The 23903-nt window shown below is 49.1% G+C and carries 20 protein-coding genes (1 of these 20 cut by a window edge); 13 read left to right on the top strand and 7 right to left on the bottom strand.

All coding sequences use genetic code 11. The features are described from left to right. Nucleotides 1-9: 9 nt before the first annotated feature. From HP567_RS27970 to HP567_RS27960, 3 genes are read left to right on the top strand one after another with little or no spacing between them, the layout of a single operon-like run. A complete protein-coding gene (locus HP567_RS27970; RefSeq protein WP_173612482.1) occupies nucleotides 10-1236 on the top strand; it encodes a quaternary amine ABC transporter ATP-binding protein in 1227 nt (408 codons plus the stop codon). Next, on the top strand, nucleotides 1233-2078 hold the full coding sequence (locus HP567_RS27965; protein WP_173612483.1) for an ABC transporter permease: 846 nt from the start codon (nucleotides 1233-1235) through the stop codon (nucleotides 2076-2078). The genes HP567_RS27970 and HP567_RS27965 overlap by 4 nt, the downstream gene beginning before the upstream one ends. Before the next feature lie 17 nt (nucleotides 2079-2095). Beyond that, nucleotides 2096-3022 (top strand): glycine betaine ABC transporter substrate-binding protein, encoded by a 927-nt coding sequence (locus tag HP567_RS27960; RefSeq protein ID WP_173612501.1) that lies wholly within the window; start codon nucleotides 2096-2098, stop codon nucleotides 3020-3022. Nucleotides 3023-3076: 54 nt separating this feature from the next. Here the strand turns inward: HP567_RS27960 and HP567_RS27955 are convergent, their stop codons facing one another. The 3 genes from HP567_RS27955 to HP567_RS27945 all read right to left on the bottom strand — a co-directional run bounded on the left by HP567_RS27955 (nucleotide 3077) and on the right by HP567_RS27945 (nucleotide 7012). Further along, a complete protein-coding gene (locus tag HP567_RS27955) occupies nucleotides 3077-4498 on the bottom strand; it encodes a DUF1254 domain-containing protein (RefSeq protein WP_173612484.1) in 1422 nt (473 codons plus the stop codon). A 92-nt stretch (nucleotides 4499-4590) separates the two neighbouring features. Beyond that, nucleotides 4591-6075, bottom strand: coding sequence for an amidase (locus tag HP567_RS27950; protein WP_173612485.1), 1485 nt, complete (start codon nucleotides 6073-6075; stop codon nucleotides 4591-4593). A gap of 79 nt (nucleotides 6076-6154) precedes the next feature. Continuing rightward, nucleotides 6155-7012 (bottom strand): AraC family transcriptional regulator, encoded by an 858-nt coding sequence (locus tag HP567_RS27945; RefSeq protein ID WP_173612486.1) that lies wholly within the window; start codon nucleotides 7010-7012, stop codon nucleotides 6155-6157. Between the two features lie 123 nt (nucleotides 7013-7135). On the opposite strand from HP567_RS27945, the gene HP567_RS27940 reads away from it, so the two are divergent. Then, nucleotides 7136-7747 carry a DedA family protein gene (locus tag HP567_RS27940; protein WP_173612502.1) on the top strand — a complete coding sequence of 204 codons (612 nt, stop codon included), beginning with the start codon at nucleotides 7136-7138 and terminating at the stop codon, nucleotides 7745-7747. Between the two features lie 9 nt (nucleotides 7748-7756). Here HP567_RS27940 and HP567_RS27935 read toward each other — a convergent pair whose 3' ends face one another. After that, the gene (locus tag HP567_RS27935) at nucleotides 7757-9292 is read right to left on the bottom strand and encodes a vWA domain-containing protein (RefSeq protein ID WP_173612487.1); all 1536 of its coding nucleotides are present in this window, start codon (nucleotides 9290-9292) and stop codon (nucleotides 7757-7759) included. Nucleotides 9293-9441: 149 nt separating this feature from the next. Further along, nucleotides 9442-10380, bottom strand: coding sequence for a hypothetical protein (locus HP567_RS27930; protein WP_173612488.1), 939 nt, complete (start codon nucleotides 10378-10380; stop codon nucleotides 9442-9444). Nucleotides 10381-10624: 244 nt separating this feature from the next. Here HP567_RS27930 and HP567_RS27925 point away from each other — a divergent pair, with 244 nt between their 5' ends. The 6 genes from HP567_RS27925 (at nucleotide 10625) to HP567_RS27900 (ending at nucleotide 18332) form a co-directional block, all read left to right on the top strand. Next, nucleotides 10625-11689 (top strand): AAA family ATPase, encoded by a 1065-nt coding sequence (locus tag HP567_RS27925; RefSeq protein WP_173612489.1) that lies wholly within the window; start codon nucleotides 10625-10627, stop codon nucleotides 11687-11689. Nucleotides 11690-11691: 2 nt separating this feature from the next. Next, complete coding sequence (locus HP567_RS27920) at nucleotides 11692-13491, top strand: vWA domain-containing protein (protein WP_173612490.1); 1800 nt, start codon at nucleotides 11692-11694, stop codon at nucleotides 13489-13491. 113 nt (nucleotides 13492-13604) lie between these two features. Then, nucleotides 13605-14819, top strand: coding sequence for a chromate transporter (locus HP567_RS27915; protein WP_173612491.1), 1215 nt, complete (start codon nucleotides 13605-13607; stop codon nucleotides 14817-14819). 353 nt (nucleotides 14820-15172) lie between these two features. Continuing rightward, nucleotides 15173-15772 (top strand): TetR/AcrR family transcriptional regulator, encoded by a 600-nt coding sequence (locus tag HP567_RS27910; protein WP_173612503.1) that lies wholly within the window; start codon nucleotides 15173-15175, stop codon nucleotides 15770-15772. 65 nt (nucleotides 15773-15837) lie between these two features. Then, entirely contained in the window at nucleotides 15838-17067 is a 1230-nt protein-coding gene (locus HP567_RS27905) for an MFS transporter (RefSeq protein WP_173612492.1), read from the top strand. Nucleotides 17068-17258: 191 nt separating this feature from the next. Next, a complete protein-coding gene (locus tag HP567_RS27900) occupies nucleotides 17259-18332 on the top strand; it encodes a glycerophosphodiester phosphodiesterase (protein ID WP_173612493.1) in 1074 nt (357 codons plus the stop codon). Between the two features lie 39 nt (nucleotides 18333-18371). Here HP567_RS27900 and HP567_RS27895 read toward each other — a convergent pair whose 3' ends face one another. Continuing rightward, nucleotides 18372-19550, bottom strand: coding sequence for an oxalate decarboxylase family bicupin (locus HP567_RS27895; protein WP_173612494.1), 1179 nt, complete (start codon nucleotides 19548-19550; stop codon nucleotides 18372-18374). Nucleotides 19551-19731: 181 nt separating this feature from the next. Here HP567_RS27895 and HP567_RS27890 point away from each other — a divergent pair, with 181 nt between their 5' ends. Continuing rightward, entirely contained in the window at nucleotides 19732-20487 is a 756-nt protein-coding gene (locus HP567_RS27890) for a DUF4241 domain-containing protein (RefSeq protein WP_173612495.1), read from the top strand. A 12-nt stretch (nucleotides 20488-20499) separates the two neighbouring features. Here the strand turns inward: HP567_RS27890 and HP567_RS27885 are convergent, their stop codons facing one another. Further along, nucleotides 20500-21063 carry a hypothetical protein gene (locus HP567_RS27885; protein WP_106785661.1) on the bottom strand — a complete coding sequence of 188 codons (564 nt, stop codon included), beginning with the start codon at nucleotides 21061-21063 and terminating at the stop codon, nucleotides 20500-20502. Between the two features lie 157 nt (nucleotides 21064-21220). Between HP567_RS27885 and HP567_RS27880 the strand changes: the two genes are divergently transcribed. Both HP567_RS27880 and HP567_RS27875 read left to right on the top strand, forming a co-directional pair. Then, nucleotides 21221-21808, top strand: a complete 588-nt coding sequence (locus HP567_RS27880) for a TetR/AcrR family transcriptional regulator (RefSeq protein WP_173612496.1) — start codon at nucleotides 21221-21223, stop codon at nucleotides 21806-21808. Nucleotides 21809-22208: 400 nt separating this feature from the next. Continuing rightward, nucleotides 22209-23903: the 5' portion of a DEAD/DEAH box helicase gene (locus HP567_RS27875; protein WP_173612497.1), read on the top strand. 588 nt of this gene lie beyond the right edge of the window; the window shows 1695 of its 2283 coding nt (coding positions 1-1695); it begins with the start codon at nucleotides 22209-22211; its stop codon lies beyond the right edge, outside the window.

The raw sequence follows: 23903 nt of genomic DNA, 5'->3' as shown, positions 1-23903 counted from the left end.
GGTGACCATATGCCCAAGATCAAAGTAGAGAATTTGACCAAAATCTTTGGACGCCAACCCCAACGCGCATTGTCCCAGGTGAAGCAGGGGAAGACCAAGCAAGAAATCTTGAAGGAAACGGGTCTTACCCTTGGGGTGAATCAAGCGAGTTTTGAGGTGCATGCAGGCGAAATTTTCGTCATCATGGGGCTTTCGGGAAGCGGGAAGTCGACCTTGGTTCGATTGTTGAACCGGTTGATTGAACCAACAGAAGGCAAAATCCTGATTGACGGTACGGATATCGTCAGTATGAACACCGAGCAGTTACAGGACGTAAGAAGAAAGAAGCTGGGCATGGTATTTCAAAAGTTCGCCTTGTTCCCGCACAGGACAGTACTTGAAAATGCGGAGTACGGCCTGGAGATTCAAGGAATGCCAAAAGCCGAGCGTGAGGCAAAAGCGAAAAAGTCACTCGCACTCGTCGGGCTCGGCGGTTGGGAAGCAAGCTACCCGGATCAGCTGAGTGGCGGGATGCAGCAGCGTGTGGGGCTCGCTCGTGCACTCGCGAATGAACCTGATGTGCTGTTGATGGATGAGGCGTTCAGTGCCTTGGACCCGTTAATTCGCAAGGACATGCAGGATGAGCTGTTGGAACTGCAGAGCACCATGCAGAAGACCATTATTTTCATTACGCATGATCTGGACGAAGCATTGAAGATCGGGGATCGAATCGCTCTGATGAAAGACGGTGCGATCGTGCAGATCGGCTCGCCGGAAGAAATCATGACCAATCCGGCAAACGAATACGTAGAACGCTTCGTAGAGGATGTGGATCGTTCCAAGGTGTTGTCCGCTGAAAAAGTCATGAAGCGAGCGGAGACGATCACACTGGACAGAGGGCCTCGCGTCGCACTGCAAATGATGCGTGAGCGCGGTGTATCAAGTCTGTACGTAGTGGATAAACGAAAAACATTGCTGGGTGTGCTAACGGCAGACGCGGTAAACGGAGCCAAGGAAGCAGGACAGTCGCTGGAATCCGTGCTGCGGACAGAGGTACCGACTGTCGGACCGCAGACACTGCTCAATGAGATGTTTGACCTTGTTGCGTTTTCAGATATTCCTGTGGCGGTTACCGGGGAACAAAATCGTCTATTGGGCGTGATTGTAAAAGGTGCCGTCCTGGGTGGATTGGCTGGAAAAGTAAATCAACAAGTTCCAGAGGCAACGAATGAAGAGGGGCAGGTGAATCCATCATGAGTCAAAACCAACTATTTCCAAAGCTGCCGCTCGACAGTTGGGTAGAGGCAATTGTAGATGGACTGGAAGAGAATTTGGGCTTCTTGTTCGACTTCATATCAGCTGGAATCGGTGGAACCGTTGACTTGTTTTCATGGATTCTAACAGGAATCCCGTTTTGGGTCTTGATCATTTTGTTTACGCTGCTGGCGTATCGCGCTGGCAAAGTGGCAATTGCTCTTTTTACCTTCATTGGACTTCTTCTGATTCAGAATTTGGGTTATTGGGAGCACTCAATGGAAACACTTGCGCTGGTATTGACGGCAGGGTTGATCTCGGTGATTATCGGGATTCCGGTCGGTGTCTGGTGCGCGAAGAATGATTCTGTGCAAAAGGTCGTCACACCGCTGCTTGATTTCATGCAGACGATGCCGGCGTTTGTGTACTTGATTCCTGCCATCTTTTTCTTCGGACTCGGTAAAGTACCGGGGGTTATCGCTTCTGTCATTTTTGCGATGCCACCGACAATCCGTCTGACCAACCTGGGAATTCGTCAAGTTCCTGCCGATCTGATCGAGGCTTCTGAAGCGTTCGGTTCTACCTACTGGCAAAAGCTGACGAAGGTACAACTGCCGATTGCCAAGACGACAATGATGGCCGGGATTAACCAGAGCATTATGCTCGCGCTGTCCATGGTCGTGATTGCCTCCATGATTGGGGCGAAAGGCTTGGGGGCGGACGTGTATCGTGCCGTAACGCAGATCAAGATCGGTGAAGGTTTTGAGGCGGGGCTGGCCATCGTTATTTTGGCGATTCTGCTGGATCGACTCACGCAAAGTGTTGGAAAGAGAAAAAACGCGTAGGAGGGGTTTTCATGAAAATGAAAAAAGGTGCCTTGAAAGGGCTGGCAGTCGCACTCGGACTCAGTATGGTGATGGCAGGATGTTCAAACGCGGGAACACCGCAGGGAAATCAGCCTGCCGAGGGCAATACGGGTACGTCTGCACCAAATAGCGTTGGAGCACAAGTGAATCATAAAATTATCGGAATCGATCCTGGCGCTGGTCTGATGAAAGCGACGGAAAAAGCCATGAAAGACTACGATCTGAAAGATTGGGAACTGGTGGAGGGTTCCAGCGCAGCGATGACGGCAGCTCTGACACAAGCCTACAAAGACAAAAAGCCAATTATTGTAACTGGTTGGACACCGCACTGGATGTTCTCTAAGTTCGAAATGAAATACCTCGACGACCCGAAAGGCGTCTTCGGGAAGGATGAACAAATTCATACCATCGTGCGCAAAGGACTGAAAGAGGAACACCCAAGCGCGTATGCGTTCCTCGACAAGTTTTCATGGACACCTGCGGACATGGAAAAAGTGATGCTCGATATTGAGAGCGGCAAAAAGCCGGAAGAGGCAGCAGCCGAATGGGTGAAAAATAATGAGGCTACCGTCAACAAGTGGGTAGAAGGCATCCAGCCAGCAGAAGGCAAAAAATTGACGCTCGCCTATGTCGCGTGGGATTCTGAGATCGCCAGTACGAATGTGGTGAAGACGGTCCTGGAGCAAAAGTTGAAATACAAGGTGGAAATGAGCCAAGTAGAAGCTGGACCAATGTGGGTCGGTGTATCGAACGGCGATGTGGATGGAATGGTAGCAGCTTGGCTGCCAACGACGCACGCAGACTACATGGAAAAGCTGGGGAAAGACGTAGAGGACCTCGGTCCGAACCTGCAAGGAACCAAGTTGGGATTGGCTGTTCCAACCTACATGGAGATCAATTCCATTGAAGATTTGAAGAAGTAACAGACTCAATATAGTAGGCACCGCTCACGATGGGGCGGTGCCTTTTGCGTTCTGTTACGGTATTGGGTTGCTTTCCATGACAGCGGGCCAAGCGTGCTGATTGTCTAGCGTTGCAGGCTCCGGTGCAAATATCCGCAAAACGAGATTGAACTCTCCTTCCGGGAGAGGGAGCCAGTTGCCTTCCTTGCCTTTGGGCGGTTGCTGTTGCAAATACAGGTCAAGGGAACCATCCGGATTGTACGCAAGCGTTCCTGTATTGCTGCGAACCGATGCGCGATCAGCCGCTGTTTTGGCTAAAAACAACTGGTTGTCATAGACGTTGATCGACCAGAAAGCAGACGTCTTGGGAAGCTGTTCCTTTGTAAAATGCAACGTGTAGCTTTTGGCTCCCGTAAGTGGTTTTCCGGAGCCATCTGTCAATGCGCGATAATAAGCTTCCTCGCTCGGCACATTGGCCCCTATGCCGGAATAGGCGATAAAAGAACGAGCGAGAAACTGGTTTCCATATGTGCCGATGGGGGAAAAGGAGCCCCATCCATTACGGAAGGTGGCGTAACCGGGAAAGCCATTTTGTACAATAGACGGTGTATCCCGCAAGGCACGCTGTAGGCCGGCAAGTTTGGCTGGACCGAGTGCGGAAGGATCAAAGCCTTTTTGGACATCGATCCCGACTTGAGCAAATTGATCGAGCAAGACGCGATCACATTCGGGCGGAGGATTGCTCTGGATCCATTTCGTCATGACTTGAAAAAAGGAAAGGGACGACAGCACATCTGGGGGAAGCGTTTCGGGAACATGTGCCGTTTGCAATTTTGGGTGGACTGGGGCAATCGCAATTTGTTTTTCGAACGAGACAGCCTGCGGCAAATCAGCTTCACCCTTTACCTCGACACGACCAATGAGCCAGACGGTATTCGTAGGGGCGTAGATCACAGGTATATGGGCAGGGGTAGGCCCTTTCCATTGTGGGCTTGCAATGATATATTGCCCGGCCTGCTGCTTGGTGGAACGATTGGAGACATTGCGAAACGTATTCGTGTACGCATCCAGCATTTGCACGGTGTAGTAGCGGTTTTGCGGATTGGCAGGGACAGTCAAACGGACGGGCGTCTCCGACAAATCCAGCCACGCGCTCATATACAATGTATCGGAGTTCGGCGTCACAATATCCCGATAAGCTGGGGAAGCGAGTGTGTCCGCATAGTAAAACTGGTTGATCGGAGCACGACTTTTAACCATGGCTTCCATCGTTTTGGCGGACATCACTAATGGATAGCCGTAGATGTATGCTTGAATGCCAAGCGAATAGGCTAGCCTTTCCTGCGATTGAAGAAACGACTTCGATTGGAGGAGAGGTGACTGTTGAACAGATGGAGGGTTTGCTGTCTCTTTTGCATAGGACAGGCCGGACAGGTGAAGCATCATACAAAGCAGGGAAAGCATCAGTGTCAGGCGCTTTTTCAATAATGGAAGCATAAAGCCCTCCTCATTACCAGAAATGGGGTTCGCACTGGTAGTTTTCTTCATAGGAAAGGGGCTTTATGCAAGTTGGACTGGAATATTTGTTCTTAATGCGGCTCCACAGAAATTTCAGGCGCCCGCCACTCTGGGCAGGTCGCATACAATTTTGACGCTCCCTGTAGTAATTCCCTATCACGCCATCGCTTTCCCACACACTGTATGCCAATAGGAAGACCTTGCTCATCAAAACCAATTGGCATCGTCACGATCGGACTTCCAGTGACATTAAACAGATTCGTATAAAAAGTCGTAGCGACCCAGTAGTTTTGCGGGTTCTCGTCTACGTACAGCGGTTTGTTGTAAAGCGGCTTGTAGCCCCACATTTTCGATTTTGCCATATGTGGGAAAGCTGTCGTGCAGCTGACCGGACACAAGAACAAGTCACAGTCGGCCATAAATTGCTCGAAGCTGCGAATGAGCTGCTCCCGAATGGTTAAGACACGCATGTAGTTTTTGAACGTCAGCGGGATGAGCATGGTAGCCGTGGGAACCTGGCGATAGATCGGCATGGTGAGGAGATGAGCCAATCCTCTCATAAGGGTAGGCGTCGTGGAGTTTAACTCCGCGTCGATGATTTTTCCCCATGTTTCCCAAGCTTTGCGTACATCCAAAGGTGGTACCGTGACTTGTTCTACGCGCATGCCTTGTTGCTCCAGTACTTTGACAAAGCGACGCAACTGAGCGCGAATGGCTCGACTCGTCGGGTAGCCGGGCAGCTCCTCCATCCAGCGAATGTGCAGGGGCTGTTCCTTGAGGGAAGGGGGCAAGACTTGTGGTCCATGAGGCAAGCCAGCGTTGCCGTTTCCACCACTCATGATGGAAAACGCCACTTCCAAGTCTTCGATCGAACGGGCTACAGGGCCATAGCAGGCCAAGTGTCGGGACGAGGTATAATCAGACATTCCCTCAAAGCCGGGCATGTGTCCTGTTGCCGGAACGGCTCCTTCTGTTGGCTTCAAGCTAAACACACCACAATAATGAGCGGGAACGCGCAACGATCCCCCGATGTCACTCCCGATATCCAAATAAGAAAGTCCTGCGGCAACTGCGGCTGCCGAGCCTCCGCTGCTCCCTCCCGAAGTCCTCTCCGTATTCCACGGATTATTTGTCCTGCCGTAAATATCGTTGTCTGTTTGGAGATCCATGAGCAGGGTAGAAACATTCGTTTTGCCAATCAAAACGGCTCCTGCCTGCTTCAGTCTGCGGACGATGGCTGCGTCATGCTGCGGAATGTAGCCTTTTAGTGGGGGGAAGCCAGAAGTAGTGGGGAGTCCGGCTGTGGCAAAGGAATCCTTGATTGTGATCGGCACCCCGTGAAGGGGCCCCCGAATGTTGCCTTCCGCCATTTCTTTGTCCGCTTGCTTCGCAGATTCGAGAGCAGCCTGCTCGTCATAAGCGACGATAGCGTTTATTTTGCCATTAAGCGAGCCGATTCTTGTAAAGGTATGCCGGGTAACTTCCTCGGCGCTTATTTTCCGCTCGCGAATCCAAGTGCCCATCTCCGTTGCTGTCAAATAGGTCAGTTCTTTCATTCGATTCACTCCTTTTCACACGTCCAGCGTACGACAGGAAAACGAGGAAAACTTGATCGAAAATGCGAATCGCTACTGACTATTCTCGTGCAAGAACGGGTATATAAATGAAACAAAGCGAATCAGGATGGTTATTCCCGAGAAAGCGATGATCATAATATTCAAAATCGTATCGGGCATAAAGCTGATCGGATGCGGATGCGTGTGTCATCCAGCTCCCGTATATATACTGATACGTCAGCTTGAGATTTTGCACCGATCCTCTGTGAGGGAAGACAAGATAACCAGATGCAGGCAGAGTGAGCGATTCCAATCCGTCTGAGCCAACATGCTCCGTACTGTTTATGCCAGCAAAATAGGCGAAGTTCAACGAAAGCCCGAAAGCGTCCGGGTAGCGAATAACCCCATAACGCTTCTGGTTTTTCTGCATGGCGATTTTCTGTCCCAGTCGGTTCCAGCAATGGACAATATCTGTGGTCGAACGGGTAGCCGAGGAGCAGCCTATCAGGGTCAATTCTTCGTGGGCAGGGACATAGACGGGCTCAATCGATTGCAGCTGAATATTTTCCAAATATGATAGCTCAATACGCTCCAGCATGGTGTACCGCGGCATTTTTCCAGATCGACGGAGGGCAGAAGGAGGCAGACCAAAGCGTTTGGTAAAAGCACGAGTAAAGGCTTCGTGGGAATCAAAGCCATATGTAAAGGCGACCTCCGTTACGCTCTTTTGTTCCAGTAACAGCGTTTTGGCAGCCTCAGTCAAGCGTCTCTTCGAAATGTATTGGCCCACAGTTTCTCCTGTCACGTGAAAAAACAAGCGTTGAAAATGATACTTGGAATAACCAGCGGCTGATGCCACTTCATCAAGAGTGACTTTTTCCGTTAACTGCTTTTCGATAAAAGAGAGGGCATAAGTTATTTGCTCCATATAGTTCATGGCATCACCTGAAAAAGGAAATAAGATTTTTTTAAGGATACCATACGCTTTGGGATGTATTTTTGTAAAAAAGCCAGAATGTCAAAGAATAGGGAGAGAATACAATGAAATAGGACAACATTTCTGGAGGTAGCCGTGGAGCAGCATTTGGATCTTTTTTTAATGAAATATGGATATGTCGGCATCTTTTTTTCGCTCACACTCGGTGTTGTAGGGCTCCCCATACCCGATGAGGTACTCATGACGTACGCTGGCTATGCAGTTTCCCGCGGTGTTTTGCACATGCCATTGACGGTGCTGAGTGCCTTTTTGGGAGCGGCAGTAGGGATTACGATCAGCTATACCATCGCGTGGAAGTGGGGGCTGCCTTTGCTTATGAAGGTTGGACCGTATTTGCATATTACGCCGAAAAGAATAGAGTCGACCCAAAAGCTGTTTGCCAAGTACGGTCCATACTTGTTGCTCATCGGCTATTTTTTGCCTGGTGTCCGCCATATTACCGCCTATTTGGCAGGAGTCTCTACGATGGGGTTTCGACGATTCGCTTTATTTGCTTACGCTGGTGCATTTCTTTGGAGTGTCACTTTTTTACTGCTGGGACGGGCGCTTGAGAAAGAGTGGCTCAAGGTCGTCGTTTATATACGTCATTATGGCATCACATTTTTGCTAATCGGTTCGGCGATTGGAATGATGGTTTATATTTGGATGAGGTACAGGCGAGACACTAAAGCATAGGAACAGGCATTAGTTCCTGCTGATTGCCATGCTGTCTTTAACCAAGCGGACAAATTCGAGCTGTTCCTCTCCAGTGGCTGTGGCTTCCGCCAGTTTGAGAACATCGGCAAGGGAGCTTCTTTCGGCATGCGGACTCTTCCGCAATATTTCCCCGTATTCTGCTACAGCAGCAAGGAACGTCACCTCAGGAGACAAGACATTTTGCACCTTTACGGGTTCGGAGATTTCCTCTACTTTTTGGGAAGAGGCATTATGATAGCGCACGCGAACCGTCCCGAGATCTGTATGGGCAGGGGAAGCAAGCTTCACTTCATAAAGAGCGGTCACACTATGGCCTGCGCCGATCTCGCCTGCATCTGTCTTGTCGTTGCGAAAATCTTTGTCGCGGACATCGCGGTTCTCATAACCGATCAAGCGATACGAATCTACCTTCTTAGGATCGAATTCTACTTGGATTTTTACGTCACGAGCGATCGTTTGGAGGGTGCTCGTCAATGATTCCGTAAAAATGCGGCGCGCCTCGGAGAACGTATCGATGTAGGCGTAGTTGCCCTCTCCTTTGTTCGCTAGCTGCTCCATCAGGACATCGTTGTAATTCCCCATGCCAAAGCCAAAGGTGCTCAAGTAAATGTCTTTTCGCGCATAGTCCTCGATTGATCGCAAAATGCCCTCGGCTCCTGTTTCGCCTACATTGGCTACTCCGTCGGAGCATAAAATCACCCTGTTAATGGTAGTAGGCTTGAAGGAACGGGCCGCCATTTCATAACCGAGCACCAGCCCCTCTTCTGCATTGGTGGAGCCTTCGGGCTGCAGATTTTCGATGGCTGATAAAATCGCCTGTTTGTCTTCGGTAGAGGTTGGGGGCAAAAGAACGCGTCCCTCTGATCCATAGACGACGATCCCTACTGAATCTGTAGGTTGGAGTTGATCAACGAGAACATGTAAGCTTTTTTTCACCAGCTCTAATCGGTTTTCGCGATTCATCGAGCCAGATACGTCAATGACAAAGACGAGATGAGCGGGTTTGCGCTCTTCTGCGCGTAATTCCTTTCCTTTGATCCCGATTCGGACTACTTGAAGATTTGTTTGAAAAGGAGAGGGGCCACTTTCGGCCTGGATCGCAAATGTCTGATCGGTTGGCGCAGGATACGATGTGGGGAAGAAGTTGATGAATTCCTCCACCCGAATGGCTTCTGCTGGCGGGAGATTCCCGTCTTTAATAAAATTGCGCATTATGGTGTAAGAGGCAGTGTCCACATCAGCGGCAAAAGTGGACAGACGGTCTTTCGCTGTAGAAACAAATTGGTTGGTGCCGTAATCTTTGAAGTACATGTCATTGGGGAGGGGATTGACCGATTTTTTCAGCGCATAATCAGCTAGTTGGCTGGGAGGACTTGGACTGGAGGCTACTTGATTGCTTTGACCTTGCTCTGCTGCTGGTTTATTTTCGCTTTCGCTTCTTGATACGAACTGTACGCTTGAGCTGCATCCGATCAGGGATGCAACCAATATGGTAATGCCACTGGTTTTCACGATTTTTCTCATCTTTTGTTATTCCCCCTTTGCCTATGTGACGTGGTAAAAAAAGGAATGTTACATAAAGAGTAGAAGTAGGTTTGTCCGCAGCAAGAGCTTCACTCGCAACGACAGCCGGGGTAGCTGTGCTTCGAGTGGCGTCATGATATATGTTTGGTTTACTCGGCAATCTTCACTAAAGTGAGGAAGCTGGTTACCGTCGTCGTTCCGTCTGCGAAGCTTTGCAAGAACTGGTCTGCGATACCTCCCGTGCGGAATATGTCTACGATGTCACCTGCTGCTAATCGGGTGAAAGAGGTAACCATGCCGAATGCATTTCCATCCGCTGCACTATCTGCACTGCTTGAAGTTCCGGCAGAGCCCGTTATATTGGCGCCATTCCTTCTGATAATGAAAGACACTTCACTCGCTTGGGCAGTAGTTACGCGATAGCTGATGAGATAGATGCCGCTTGCAGGTACGGTCACTTGCCCGCCAGCGAGTAAAAAGCCAAGGGAATTGTCTGCATTCGCCACATTTAGCGGGACGATCGTATTGGGAGAAATATCGATAGCGGAGGATAGCCAGAAGTTACCGAAAACACTGGAAATAGTACCTGTTGCGCCTGTTACACCCGTGGCTCCTGTAGTACCTGTTACGCCAGTTGCCCCAGTTGCCCCCGTAACACCAGTGCCTCCAGCTCCGGTCGCTCCAGTTGCCCCGGTCGCCCCGGTCGCCCCAGTCAAGCCGACTCCTGTCGCACCCGTTATTCCTACTCCAGTAGCGCCAGTAGGACCCGTTGCCCCTGTCAGACTCGCAATAAACGATGCGGATAATACGGAATTCAGCTTGCTGTTCAGCAGAATGTCTTTCTTTGTGATCTCTCTAAGCGTATTTACTACGCTAGAATTCACGTTTAGCAAATCACTAATGGTTGCAGGGGGACCTGTTAATCCAGGAAGCGTGCCAAGGACATAGTGAAGCTTCTCCGCCTCTGCGTTAATGATATGGCTTAAACCAAGTTCCTCCAAAGCGAAGGATGCGAGTAGCAAGTTTACGACTTGGTTTTGAGTAATGGTCAACAGCGGCGCAATGTTGGGGATATTTGCTTGTGACAAATAAAACGTCCTCCTTTATTTATGTCGTTTCATCCTATTCCGATATCATACATAAGGGAATTCGTCGGTTTATGTTTTTATTCGGGCACGGCTTACCATGTGATGCCTTCTTTCTTGCCCGTTATTCAATCTTCTTGTAATATTAGGAAATATTTGTGGTGTGACGGTCGCTCTAGTCAATGGAAATCAATCATGGAAAGAGGTAGATTACTGCAAAAATCAATCAAACAAGAGAGGTTATGAAATGAATCTAGGAATTCAAGTGACGCAAAATCAACTGATGGATGTGCTGCTAAACGTTGCAGTAGCTCGTCCAGTATTTATTTGGGGCGCACCGGGAATCGGCAAATCGTCTCTCGTCGAGGCATTTGCCGAGCAGGTGGGCCTGCCTTGCGTATCGTTATTGGGTAGTCAGCTGGCACCGGAGGATATTATCGGTGTCCCACAGATCGTAGATGGGAAAAGCAGATTTTGCCCACCTGCGCAAATTGCGCGAGAAGAACCGTACTGCTTGTTTCTTGACGAATTGAATGCATGCTCGCAAGAAGTGCAAAAGGCGTTTTACAGTTTGATTCATGAGCGGAGAATCGGGGATTACCATCTGCCAGAAGGGTCCATTGTGATTGGAGCAGGAAACCGCGCGCAGGATAGCGCGATTGTCAAACCGATGTCGTCTGCTCTGATCAACCGGATGTTCCATGTCCAATTGCTAGTTTCGTATGAACAATGGATGAATTGGGCGTACAGCAACGGAATCCATTCCTACGTGCTGCAATTTTTGGAGGTGCGCCCGGACTATTTGTGGTCGCAGCCACCGAAGAGTGAGGAACCGTTTTCTACTCCGCGTTCCTGGCACATGCTCTCGGATGCCCTGAACGAATTCGGTGAGAACTTGACGACGGAGATGGTGGGGGTACTGGCCTACGGATGCTTGACGCCTCAGCATGCGGCTCAATTTCGGGCTTTTCACAAGAACATTCAAGGCAAATACCAGCTCAACCGTATTTTGGAGGGAGAGGCTTCTTTCCCGACAGCTCCAGAGGATCGAGACGTACTGTATTTTCTGGCCGATTCTTTCCGTTCGCAGATCAAAAAAGAACTGCCAGCGGATAAAGCCTCCGTGGGGGAGCAGCATAAACGGTTTGCCCACCGAGCGAAGGCTCTCTTGAAGGAGCTGGCTTCTATCTCACTGGAAATGGCGCAGATGGTAGTGGCGCGGCACGAGGATGGCGACGGATTGCCAGACTGGTTTGTTGTGGAGGTCATTCGTGATTTACCGCGATTGGCGATGGACAGGAAGGGCAAATAGCAATGGCCAGAGGAGTTCAAACCGACCCGTCGACGCAAAACTACGAGCAGGCCGTCCATTTTTTGAGTCATCACCCGATGTTTGGTCCACTGTCATCGCGAGCGCACTTTATCCGTTCCGAGCGAAGTATTTGTCCGGATAACGGTTGGGTAGTCGTGACCCGGGAAGGCAGCTTGTACGCGCATCCGAAGCGCAGAGGGGAAGTCGGGGAATGGATTTATGTTCTCGCACACGCGCTCTTGCATTTGGGCTTCGGCCATTTTGTGGAAAAAGAGCAGCCGATATTGTGGAACATCGCATGCGATTGTTATATTACGCGCTTCTTGAGAGATATGAAGCTGGGGAAGCCTCCTGCTGAAATGGCCTTTGAGCTAGATAAATCGGGAAAGAGCGAAGAAGAGCTGTATGACTGGTTCGTGGAGCATGGGGTGCCGGAGCATTTGAAGCTGTTTGGAACGGGCGGGGAAAAACAGGCAGATATGCTTTTCTCGGATAAATACGTCAGGTACACCTACAATCGGGATGTGAAGTGGGAGCGTCTCTTGGGGATCGGGCTGGCACAAGCGGTGCAAAGTGCTGTCAGCGTAGCGGGCGGTTATTCCGATGCTCTCGGGAATGAAGAGAACCAGCTGTCCGAAGCACAAAAGGCCAAGCGCTGGTTCATTAATCATTTTCCATTACTGGCTTCCTTAGCGAGTCATTTCACGATTATCGAGGATTCACAGCTCTGTCAGCGGCTGCAAATCTCGGTGGCAGCCATTGATGTAACAGCCAACGAAATCTTCATCAATCCTGCGGCGGGCTTGGATGAAGAGGAATGCAAATTCGTAATGGCACACGAGCTGTTGCACGCAGGGCTTCGCCACCATGAGCGTTGCCAAGGCCGAGACCCGTATTACTGGAATGTCAGCTGTGATTACGTGATTAATCAATGGCTGATGGAGATCGGTATCGGACGTTTTCCGCAAATTGGCGGACTTTACGACCCAGACCTGAAGGGACTGTCGGCGGAGGCGATTTATGATCGAATCGTGACGGACATGCGTACGTATCGCAAGCTGTACACCTTACGTGGAGTCGGCATGGGCGATATTCTGGATGGCGATGATCCGCGTTTTTGGGAAAAGGGTCCGGGAACGACGCTGGATGACTTTTATCGCAATGCGATGTCGCAAGGTTTGATCTATCACCAGGAGAGGGGACGAGGGCTTTTGCCTGCGGGTTTGGTAGAAGAGATTCGCGCCTTGGGGCAACCGCCGATCCCATGGGATGTTCAGCTTGCCCGTTGGTTCGACGAGCATTTTCCCCCATTGGAAAAGAGTCGCACGTATGCAAGGGCAAGCCGCAGACAGTCCTCAACACCCGATATTGCCCGTCCTGCCTGGAGCTTTCGGGAAACGGATCGGCTGGCACGTACATTTGGCGTCGTGATTGATACATCCGGCTCGATGGATACCAAGCTGCTCGGCAAAGCATTGGGGGCGATTGCGAGCTACAGTGAAGCCCGAGATGTTCCGTATGCGCGCGTGGTCTTTTGTGATGCGCAGGCGTATGATGCGGGCTACCTTTCTCCCGAGGACATTGCAGGTCGCGTCAAAGTAAAAGGACGCGGGGGAACGATCCTGCAGCCGGGCATTGACATGCTGGAGAAAGCAACCGATTTTCCAAAGGACGGACCGATTTTGATCATTACCGATGGGGAATGTGATCGGATCAAAGTAACTCGTAGTCATGCCATCATGCTGCCGAAGGGGAGTAATCTGCCATTCGTAGCGCGAGGACCAGTATTTCGAATGGAATAGCCGTGTTTAGGCTCCGTATCGATGCGGAGCCTTCTTCATGATCTTTTTACAATGAAAGGGTAGGAAAAGCGATAAAATAGCTTATATGATGAAGCGGAGAGGTGTACAGCTTAGTGAACAATAATCTCCGAGAAGAAACAGGACACCAAAAAAGTAGATGGGAGTCAGTGTTTGAAGTTTTGCTCGTTTCTGCCAAGCTGGGTGTTACTTCATTCGGCGGTCCCATCGCGCATCTCGGTTATTTTCACAACGAATACATTCGACGTAGAAAATGGCTGGATGAGCAAAGCTACGCAGACTTGGTTGCGCTTTGTCAGTTCCTCCCCGGTCCCGCAAGCAGTCAGGTAGGGATCGGTATTGGAATCATGCGAGCCGGATTGTTGGGAGGGGTTGCTGCATGGATCGGCTTCACTCTGCCTTCGGTATTGGCGCTCCTGATATTTGCGTTCACTTTACAAGGACTGGACAGTGGCAGTGCTTCTTGGATTCACGGTCTAAAATTAGTAGCTGTCGCGATTGTTGCTCATGCTGTATGGGGAATGGGACAAAAGCTGGCCCCGGATCGAGCACGGGTGACGATTGCGATTCTCGCGGCTGCCATCACGTTATTGTGGCATTCTGCATGGAGTCAGATCACAATTATGATTCTAGCGGGGATTACAGGATTGCTGTTCTTCCGGCAGCAAAAAGTTTCGGATTTCCCTGAATTTCGTGTGCCAATCAGTCGAGCACTAGCCATTATGTGCTGGATCACTTTCTTCGGACTTTTGCTTGTGCTGCCCATCCTCCGAGAGAGCACAGGCTTCTCCTTACTAGCACTGTTTGAGAGCTTTTACCGTGCAGGTTCTCTTGTTTTTGGCGGAGGTCATGTTGTATTGCCTTTGCTTGAGAGGGAAGTGATCCCGACAGGCTGGGTAACGCAAGAAGCTTTTCTGACGGGCTACGGCGCAACACAAGCAGTACCGGGGCCATTGTTTACGTTTGCCGCTTATTTGGGAGCGATGATTGCAGGAGGAATCGGTGCAGCAGTAGCTACGATTGCCATTTTTCTACCGGCCTTTTTACTCGTCATCGGCGCATTGCCGTTCTGGGATTCCTTGAGGAGAAATTCCAAAATCAAAGGAATGCTGGTAGGTGTGAATGCAGCAGTCGTCGGTATTTTACTCGCAGCCCTGTACGATCCGATTTGGACGAGTACGATCCTTGCTCCATTGGATTTTATCGCAGCGGCTATTTTGTTTATCATGCTGGAGCACTGGAAGCTGCCGCCATGGTTGGTTGTGGTTACGGGGGCTTTATACGGTCTATTGCTGTCATTATCATCCTAAGTTTTAAAAGGTCTCAAACGAACCAATAAAGCCGGTGTGAAGAAAAAGCACGGGGCTCGTAGACCTTGACAACGCCTGCCCAGTCGGAACTTCAAAAAGGGGACCCGCTTGTCGAACACTTCATCCTTGAGAAACTTCCGCCCGTAGGGTGGCTTTGGCTCGACGGTCCCCTTTTTGAAGTGGAGACGGCCAGTGAATCCCCCCTGCTGGGGTGTCAGAGTCGTAGAGACCTGTGCTTTTTCTTCTCCTCCACTATGTTGACTCAAACCAAAGAAAGTTTGCCAACTATGTATGTAACGCTTATAATACTGAATGAAAGTTCAGTATTGTAGGATGGGAAGTTGGTGGGAGCATTGAATAAAAAGAAGCAGCAAACGGAGCAGACCAAGAAAAAAATAGCGGATGCGGCCAGAATTTTATTTATGCAAAAAGGCTACAAGGCCACATCAATAGATGATATCGTGAAAGCTACTGGATACAGCGGCGGTAACATTTATTATCATTTCAAGAGCAAGGAAGGGCTGTTCTTGCATCTGATTGAAGCTTGGAATAGCGAATGGGAAGAGGAATGGCTAGCCAAGGAACATCTCTACACGACCTCGATCGATAAATTGTATGGAATGGCTGAACATTTTGCGACCGATTTCATGAACCATCCTCTGACCAAGGCTGCTGATGAATTTTTCGACATGTCGGAGAAGCCTTCCGATGTGGAGGAGCGTATCAACAAAATGATCAAAGGCTATATTGACTTTAATCAACAGTTGCTCCAGAAGGGGATCGATAACGGCGAATTTGAAATGACGAATGTAACCGGAGTCGCAATGATCCTGGACAGCCTGATGTTTGGTTTAAATCAACACTCGCGACGAATGGAACGCGAGGAAGCGCTGGCAACCTTTCGCTTAGCGATGGATGTGTTTTTATTTGGCATTGTCAAACCATCCCGCTAGCTTTTTTTACGTAATGATTTAGAATGGATATTCAGTGTTTTGGTAACGGATTGGAGGAATAGGAAGTGGCTTTATTATTAAAAAATCAGGGAGCCCTATTGATTCTGATGTTCAATATTTTCCTTGTCTTTACGGGGATCGGGCTTGTTATACCGATTATGCCGAAGTACATGGAGAGTTTGGGAATTACCGGGGGAACCATTGGTCTGTTAGTGGCAGCCTTTTCGCTGACGCAGCTTCTTTTTTCCCCTATTGCCGGGCGATGGGCTGATTCATTCGGAAGAAAAAAGATCATTGTGATTGGCTTGATCGTATTTGCTATCTCAGAAGGGCTGTTCGGTATAGCGAATTCTCCAGTCCTGCTGTTTGTTTCTAGGTTGTTAGGCGGCATCAGTGCCGCACTGATTATGCCAGCCGTAATGGCTTACTCGGCAGATATTACAACGAATGAAGAACGAGCGGCCGGGATGGGGTATATTACGGCAGCCATTACAACTGGTTTTATTATCGGTCCAGGCATTGGAGGATACATTGCTGAATTTGGTATTCGCGCACCTTTTTATACCGCAGGAATTGCGGGACTGATTGCTGCATGCATCACGTTGTTGATCCTAAAGGAATCGAAACCGACGGAAGAAGCATTGGCTGACTGGCATTCTAGCGAAAAACAACGAAGCAGTCTCCTTTCCCAGTTAATGCACTCGTATCGGGAGCCTTATTTTTTCAGTTTGATCATTGTGTTTGTCATGTCTTTCGGACTGGCTAATTTTGAAACGGTCTTTTCATTGTTTGTCGACCATAAGTTTGGATTTGAGCCAAAAGATATCGCGTTTATCATTACATTCGGGTCAATAGCAGGCGCAGTGGTCCAGCTTACTGCCTTTAGCTGGATCATGAATCGCTTTGGCGAGAAAAGGGTCATCTCAGTCTGTCTGCTCTTTGCTGGTTTGTTTATTGTGTTGACGCTATTTGTTCACGGATTTTGGATGATTTTTGCCGTTACCTTTATCGTATTTTTGGCGATCGATATTTTGCGTCCGGCCATCAGTACCCAAATGTCGATGCTCGCAAAGGATCAACAAGGATATGTTGCAGGTCTTAACTCAGCCTTCACGAGTCTTGGCAATATTGCAGGACCTATCGTAGCAGGATTTTTATTCGATATAGATATCAACTATCCGTATGCGCTAGCTTGTTTGATTTTGCTTATCTGTTTCGTCTTATCACTAGGAGTTAAAAACCGCAACCTGAAGGATGCCAATGCGACTTCCAGTCAAGCGTCCATTCATGGATGATGAAGTGAAGGGATACGATAGCTGAATAAAGCAGCGGCGAGTCTAAGATTTTATGTTCAGGTCTTAGCTCGCCGCTGTTCCATTATTTGGGCAAATAAAACTTTCATGATTACTTAATAGAGATGGGAATAGAAATTTACATCATTCATTTATAGTGAATACGGTAAGCCATACTTTAAGGAGTGAAGCAAATGATGAGAAACAAGGTAATGATAGCAACTGCTGCCCTTATGGTGTGTGTAGCACCAATTGCTTCTGCCGCTGGCAATCCGCACTGGTCAAAAAACTCTCCAAAAGAGTTCGATCTTCAAGCTCACCGCGGCGGAATCGGGCTCACGGTAGAGTCCACATTGGCGTCGTTCTCCCACGCCCTTGAATTAGGAGTGAGCACACTCGAGCTCGACGTGCAAATCACAGAAGACAAGCAGGCGGTTATTACGCATGACCGCAAGATTTCCGGTGCCAAGTGTCGAGATACTGGCCCACTTTTCGCTGGAGATCCTGAGTATCCGTACGTTGGCAAGTACATAAAGGACCTGACTGTCGACCAAGTTCGCACGCTGGACTGTGGTACACAGACATTGCCGCAATACCCAGGGCAGCGTCCAAGCCCAGGTGCTAAGATGCCGCTGTTGAGCGAAGTATTTGACCTCGTCAAGGACTACAAGGCTAACCATGTATGGATGAATATCGAAACGAAGGTAGAGGCGGGAGCACCGGAGCAAACCGCTCCGCGTGAAGATTTCGTGCAGATCGTCGCTCGTGAAGTGCGCGATGCCGGAATGCTTGATCGGGTATCGATCCAAAGCTTTGACTGGGGGGCGCTCATGCGCATGAAAGAGGTTGAGCCGCAATTGCCGATTGTCGCCCTAACGAACGGTGCGCAATTCTTGCAGCCAGGTCAACCAGGAGCTTCACCATGGTTGGGCGGAATTGACATTGACGACTTTGGAGGAGACCTCGTGGCGGCAGCACACTCATTTGGTGCAGACGCTATCTCTCCGGTGCATGGCTCTCCACAAAATGGCAAAGTCACCGACGAGAATTATGTGCCCTATGTCACGAAGAAAATGGTAGAGGACGCACACAAGGTTGGGATGAAGGTGATTCCGTGGACGGTCAACGACGCACCTACGATGAACAAGCTGATCGACGATGGCGTAGACGGGATCATTACGGATTACCCGGACCGTCTGCGTGAGGTCATGGAGCAGCGTGGTCTGAAGCAACCGAAGAGCTACAAGGCTCCTAAAAAAGAGAAGTAAAAAACAGACCAGTCCATTCGGGCTGGTCTTTTCTGGCATTCACGGGACATAGCCATATCCAGGATATTTGACAACGGGCCATTTATCCTTGCGTAAAGCATCTAATAGTTCAGGACCTACACACAGGTTGGAAGCGACGAGTTCATGCGGGGTAAGTGCCATCCATTGATTTAGCGACACGTCGACAAAGCGGTCGCTCTTGAACATTTCCAAAAACCACACCGTTTCCGTCCCGGTATTTTGAATATAATGCCCCGTCGCAAAAGGAACGTAACCGACATCACCTGCTTGGTAGTCAAAGGTTCGGGCGTTTCCATTTCCGGTGAAAACGGTCATGCGTGCTTGGCCTGAAATGTAGTATTGCCACTCGTCGTTATTGGGATGCCAATGCAGCTCTCTCATGGCACCGGGACGTAGTTCTACGAGTGCTGCCGCGATTGTTTTGGAGATCGGGAAGTTGCGGGAATCGACGATGCGCACACTGCCGCCAGGTGTAATCAGTGGTCGTTGCGCAAGTAAGCGATGGGTAAAGGGAAGGGGGACGGTTCCGTACGGGGATTCTACCTCATCTTCTTCTACGGGACTGGGAATCTCGTCCTGATAAATGTACACTTGCTCGCAAGGAATGTCGGCAAAGGCTGATTCAGGCACACCAAAATTTGCGGAAAGCACATCTGTTGGCGTATGAGCAAACCAATCGGAGAGCGATAGTGTATTCAGATCGGAAAAATGTCCATCGTCGAAAACGAGCAAAAATTCGCAGCCTTCCTCTAGTCCCTGAATCGAGTGGGGGATGCCAGGTGGGAAATACCACAGATCGCCTTTGCCGATATCTGCGATAAAATTTCGTCCGCGTTGGTCAACGGACGTAATTCGTGCACGACCAAGCAGCATGTAAGCCCATTCCGCCTGCTGATGCCAATGCAGCTCGCGAACCCCGCCTGGCGTCAGGCTCATGTTTACACCCGCAAGTGTAGTGGCGATTGGCAGCTCGCGAATGGTGACTTCCCGGGACCAACCGCCATGATTTAACGTCATGAAGGCATCTGAAAAGGAAAATTTCAGATTGGGCAGCAAGCCCGCATCTGTGACGGGAGGAACGAGCATATTCGGATTTTGCCGATCACGCATGACGTTCCGTGGGCCGAGATCGACCCATCCGGTCCCGTCTCTTCTCATCGGCTGAGGAATCTGATTCCCTTTGTCTGGTGGATTCATTTGGGGCAACCTCCTTCATCCTTGGACATGCATAGATTTGGTCGGACTTCATCCACTAACCATGACTATGCATCGGCTTGCCCGTTATGCAAACATCCAAGCCGTACTATCGTTTCTATGGGTGATTTTGTATAATTTTAGGAGTGATTGACAAATTGATAATAGTAGGATGGGTATAAGGATGACGAAAATTCCAGACGATCAATGGTTAGCACGATATGAACAAAAAGAACAGATGTTAGCACCCCTTGGTGATTTACACACCTATTTCACATCAACGAACATCAGTGGGAAGCCAATCAACCTGCTTTCTTTGGGAGAAATCACGATTCCCACTGGAGACATCATGGTTCGTGATCCGCTTGTGTATCTGGAGAGAGAGAGTGCCCCATATTTTCGAAAAGTCCCTACAGGAACCTTCCCATTAACCGTTTGTGTGGTAACAGTCGAAGAAGACCATTACCGTTATGCAGCTGCGAAGGTAGAGTTCACAGATAAAACTCCCCAAAGATTTACGGAAGCCCTCATAGGAGACGAGGATCTCGAAAATCTTGGGGAAGGCGAATATTTTGGCTTTAATGTGGATGCAGGCCTTGCTACTGTGGTAGATGTCAAAACGAGGGATGTTTATCTGGATTTTTATGATAGCTGGAAAAAAGAGAATCCAGACGGCAATATTTACGATGATTATTTCGCGGAAGTTTTTGCACAAAGTTACAAAGACCGTCCAAAATACCAAAGAAGCACTGGAGATTATATAAACTGGACGATACCAGGCACGGATTTATCGATTCCGATGATTCAGACCGGATTTGGAGATGGAGCCTATCCTGTCTATTTTGGGTTAGATGAAAACGAGCAAATATGCCAGCTGGTGATTCAATTTATTTGTATTGAGCTTGCATTTGGTGAGGATGACAACGAAGACGAAAGCTAGTAGAAAAGCCTCTCACCAATCCTTTTTGGAAACGGTGCCTCGCTTATCTTTCTTTGGGAAGAGAAAATAGCTGGCTGTAAACAACAGATCAACCCCCAGTACAACGGTCCATAGCCGAAGAATATACCATAAAGAAGCAGTTCGTTCTGCATCATTGATAAAGTAGATGGTCCCGGCTAAGAGGGCCGCCCCAATGACATAGGCGAAGAGATGTCTAAACCAGCTTTTTGCGTAATGCTTGGCGTACTCCATGCCGTATAGTTTGGGTTTAGGTGTGCCTTCCTTGGTGACGTATTGCTGAAATTTTTCATCCGCCCATTGAATCATGCTTTTCCCAAACGCAAGTGATACCCCAATATAGACGGCAGCCAGCGCATGAGGAATCGTTGCGGTAGCTCCACGATACAAATCCACGCTCGTGACAACGAGCAAAACCACATCAACAACAGGCGTCAGGGCGAGAAGTAAAAGCCCGGCCTTTTTTTGTTTGAGTACGTACCTTGTGAAAAGGCCAAGTACAATGACCACCCAAAAGGCGATTTCGCACGCGACAATCATCCATGCAACAAAATTCACTATTATAGGTCCCCTTTTCGGAAGTTTCTTCTCCTGCATGAGGAGTTTTTTTTAATACGATCGTGCTAACAAAAAGGATTTTAACATCGGCAGTTAAATAATACAACTGTATTGTTAAAGGTTGCTTGTCCCTTGCCAATCTTGTTAAAATACAACTATGCCGAAAATAATCGATCATGAGAAAAGAAGACAACAAATAGCAGAAGCAACGTGGCGTGTCATTGTTGAGCAAGGAATGGAGGGAGCGACGGTAAGGGGCATTGCAAAAGAAGCAGGACTTTCATTAGGTGCTCTGCGACATTACTTCGCAACACAGGATGAACTGCTAATGTATGCCATGCAGCTCGTAAAAGAGAGGGCAATAGCTCGAATTGCAGAAATTCACGCGAATGAAGAGTTGGCGCCAAAAGAGAAAATCACCAAAATCTTTTTGGAGCTTCTCCCTACGAATCAAGAAAAGATGGTCGAAATGGAAGTTTGGTTTGCTTTTACCGTGTACTTCCGACACAAGAAAGAAGGCTTTGACGCACAGCATGACGGAATCTATGCCGGCGTCCACAAGCTGTTGGATTCTGCCGACCAACTGAATTTATTACGCAAAGAGCTGGACAAAGAGCTGGAAGCAGAAAAGCTCTATGCCGTCATCGACGGTCTGGCCCTGCATGCCTATCTCGAACCGCAGCGTGTCGATGGGGAACGGATTACGAAAGTGCTGGAGCATCATCTGGCATCCTTGTTTCATTAACGGACTATTAAGAAACACATACCCATACTCTTATAAAGAAAAGCAATCGGATCGTGGGAAGGTTGATCTGATTGCTTTTTTTCGTCGGCACGCACATGGGAACGAACAAGATTTAACTCTAACTCTATCAATATTTGATTGCGAGAACACATATGGGGAACTCAGTATTCTTCGTTCACTGGTGCCATGCTTTGGGATTTTGTCGATAAAAAGGTGCAATACATAGCGTTTTTAGAAATAGCTTTTAATGCTTTTTCAATTCCTCAAGAAGTTCAATTATTTTATCATTTTGCACTGTTATTTTTTTGTCGTCCACAACTTGAGTTCAACGTGTGGATCTTTATTCCATGTTTACATACCGAACGTCCATTCGTAAAATGGTAGCAAGAAGGTGACGAAAATGAATGTGAAAAAAAATATCGCAGCCATATTGGATCACATAAAAACAGATGAACGATTTCGCGATAACATTGCGCATTGGAGGGTCATTCCTGCTCGTGAAGCAAAGTCCGTTCCATTTCCAAGTGAGCTGGATGGACGAATTCGAGATGCCCTAATAAATAGAGGCATTCCCTCCTTATACACGCATCAAGAAACGTCTTTTCGCCATGTGCGCGAAGGTAAACACATCGTAGCGGTTACGCCCACGGCTTCTGGCAAAAGCATGTGCTATCATTTGCCGATCCTCCAGACGTTATCGGAAGACTCGCAAGCGCGGGCACTTTACTTGTTCCCAACCAAGGCCTTGGCGCAGGATCAGAAGTCCGAACTGCACGAGTTGATTACGGAAATGGGCCTCTCCATCAAATCGGAAACGTATGATGGTGATACACCTGCAAATATCCGGCAGATGGTGCGCAAGGCAGGAAATATCGTCATCACCAACCCAGACATGCTGCACTCCGCCATTTTGCCCCATCACACCAAGTGGGTGTCCTTTTTCGAGCATCTCAAATACATCGTAATTGACGAGCTGCATACATATCGCGGCGTTTTTGGCAGTCATGTCGCCAATGTCATTCGGAGGCTGAAGCGTATTTGCGCTTTTTATGGGAGCCACCCGCAATTTATTTGCACATCGGCGACCATCGCCAACCCGAAACAATTGGCGGAAGCCCTGACAGAAGAAGAGGTAGAGCTGGTCAATAACAATGGTGCTCCGTCGGGCATCAAGCATTTCCTTTTCTACAATCCGCCTGTGGTCAACAAGCAGCTCAATATTAGACGGAGTGCTACATTGGAGGCGCGGGACATTACCGAGCAGTTTCTTACCAATGGCATTCAGACGATTCTGTTTGCGAGAAGCCGCGTACGAGTAGAGATATTGCTCACGTATTTGCAGGAGCTGATTCGCCGCAAGCTTGGACCAAAAACGATCCAAGGGTATCGCGGCGGCTATTTGCCGAGCCAGCGCAGAGAGATCGAGCGCGGCTTGCGCAATGGCGACATTATGGGCGTGGTCAGCACCAATGCGCTGGAGCTCGGGGTAGATATCGGGCAGCTTCAAGCGTGTGTCATTACTGGCTATCCAGGCTCGGTCGCAAGCACATGGCAGCAGGCAGGACGGGCGGGAAGACGGCAGGGGGAATCCGTCGTCGTTATGGTCGGTAGCTCCACACCATTGGATCAGTATGTGATCGCCAATCCGGAGTACTTTTTCGACCGCAGTCCTGAGACAGCGCGGATCAATCCCGATAACCTGATTATTTTGGTGGATCATCTCAAATGTGCGGCGTACGAGCTGCCGTTTCGGGAGGGAGATACATTCGGGCGTGCGGAAATCGTGGAAATTCTGGAGTTCTTGACCGAGGAGCAGGTGCTTCATTACTCGCGGGGCAAGTGGTTCTGGATGAACGATTCATTCCCGGCCCACAACATCAGTCTACGGTCAGCTTCGCAGGAAAATGTCGTGATCATCGACATTAGTGAACGGGGAAATGAGGGTGTTATCGGAGAAATGGACCGTTTTAGCTCCATGACGCTTTTGCATGACGAAGCCATTTACCTGCATCAGGGGACGCAATTCCAGGTGGAAAAGCTGGACTACGAGGAAAAGAAGGCGTATGTCCGGGAAGTACAGGTCGATTATTACACG

This window comes from Brevibacillus sp. M2.1A, from assembly GCF_013284355.2.
Taxonomy (GTDB): domain Bacteria; phylum Bacillota; class Bacilli; order Brevibacillales; family Brevibacillaceae; genus Brevibacillus.
The sequence above is the reverse complement of the archived record's forward strand: the minus strand, read 5'-3'. Positions and strand labels throughout refer to the sequence as shown.

Coding starts and splice junctions, on each gene's coding strand:
- HP567_RS27890 (WP_173612495.1), top strand. CDS start 19,732: ATGACGAAAATTCCAGACGATCAATGGTTAGCACGATATGAACAAAAA.
- HP567_RS27970 (WP_173612482.1), top strand. CDS start 10: ATGCCCAAGATCAAAGTAGAGAATTTGACCAAAATCTTTGGACGCCAA.
- HP567_RS27960 (WP_173612501.1), top strand. CDS start 2,096: ATGAAAAAAGGTGCCTTGAAAGGGCTGGCAGTCGCACTCGGACTCAGT.
- HP567_RS27955 (WP_173612484.1), bottom strand. CDS start 4,498: ATGCTTCCATTATTGAAAAAGCGCCTGACACTGATGCTTTCCCTGCTT.
- HP567_RS27900 (WP_173612493.1), top strand. CDS start 17,259: ATGATGAGAAACAAGGTAATGATAGCAACTGCTGCCCTTATGGTGTGT.
- HP567_RS27895 (WP_173612494.1), bottom strand. CDS start 19,550: ATGAATCCACCAGACAAAGGGAATCAGATTCCTCAGCCGATGAGAAGA.
- HP567_RS27950 (WP_173612485.1), bottom strand. CDS start 6,075: ATGAAAGAACTGACCTATTTGACAGCAACGGAGATGGGCACTTGGATT.
- HP567_RS27945 (WP_173612486.1), bottom strand. CDS start 7,012: ATGAACTATATGGAGCAAATAACTTATGCCCTCTCTTTTATCGAAAAG.
- HP567_RS27965 (WP_173612483.1), top strand. CDS start 1,233: ATGAGTCAAAACCAACTATTTCCAAAGCTGCCGCTCGACAGTTGGGTA.
- HP567_RS27935 (WP_173612487.1), bottom strand. CDS start 9,292: ATGAGAAAAATCGTGAAAACCAGTGGCATTACCATATTGGTTGCATCC.
- HP567_RS27925 (WP_173612489.1), top strand. CDS start 10,625: ATGAATCTAGGAATTCAAGTGACGCAAAATCAACTGATGGATGTGCTG.
- HP567_RS27920 (WP_173612490.1), top strand. CDS start 11,692: ATGGCCAGAGGAGTTCAAACCGACCCGTCGACGCAAAACTACGAGCAG.
- HP567_RS27880 (WP_173612496.1), top strand. CDS start 21,221: ATGCCGAAAATAATCGATCATGAGAAAAGAAGACAACAAATAGCAGAA.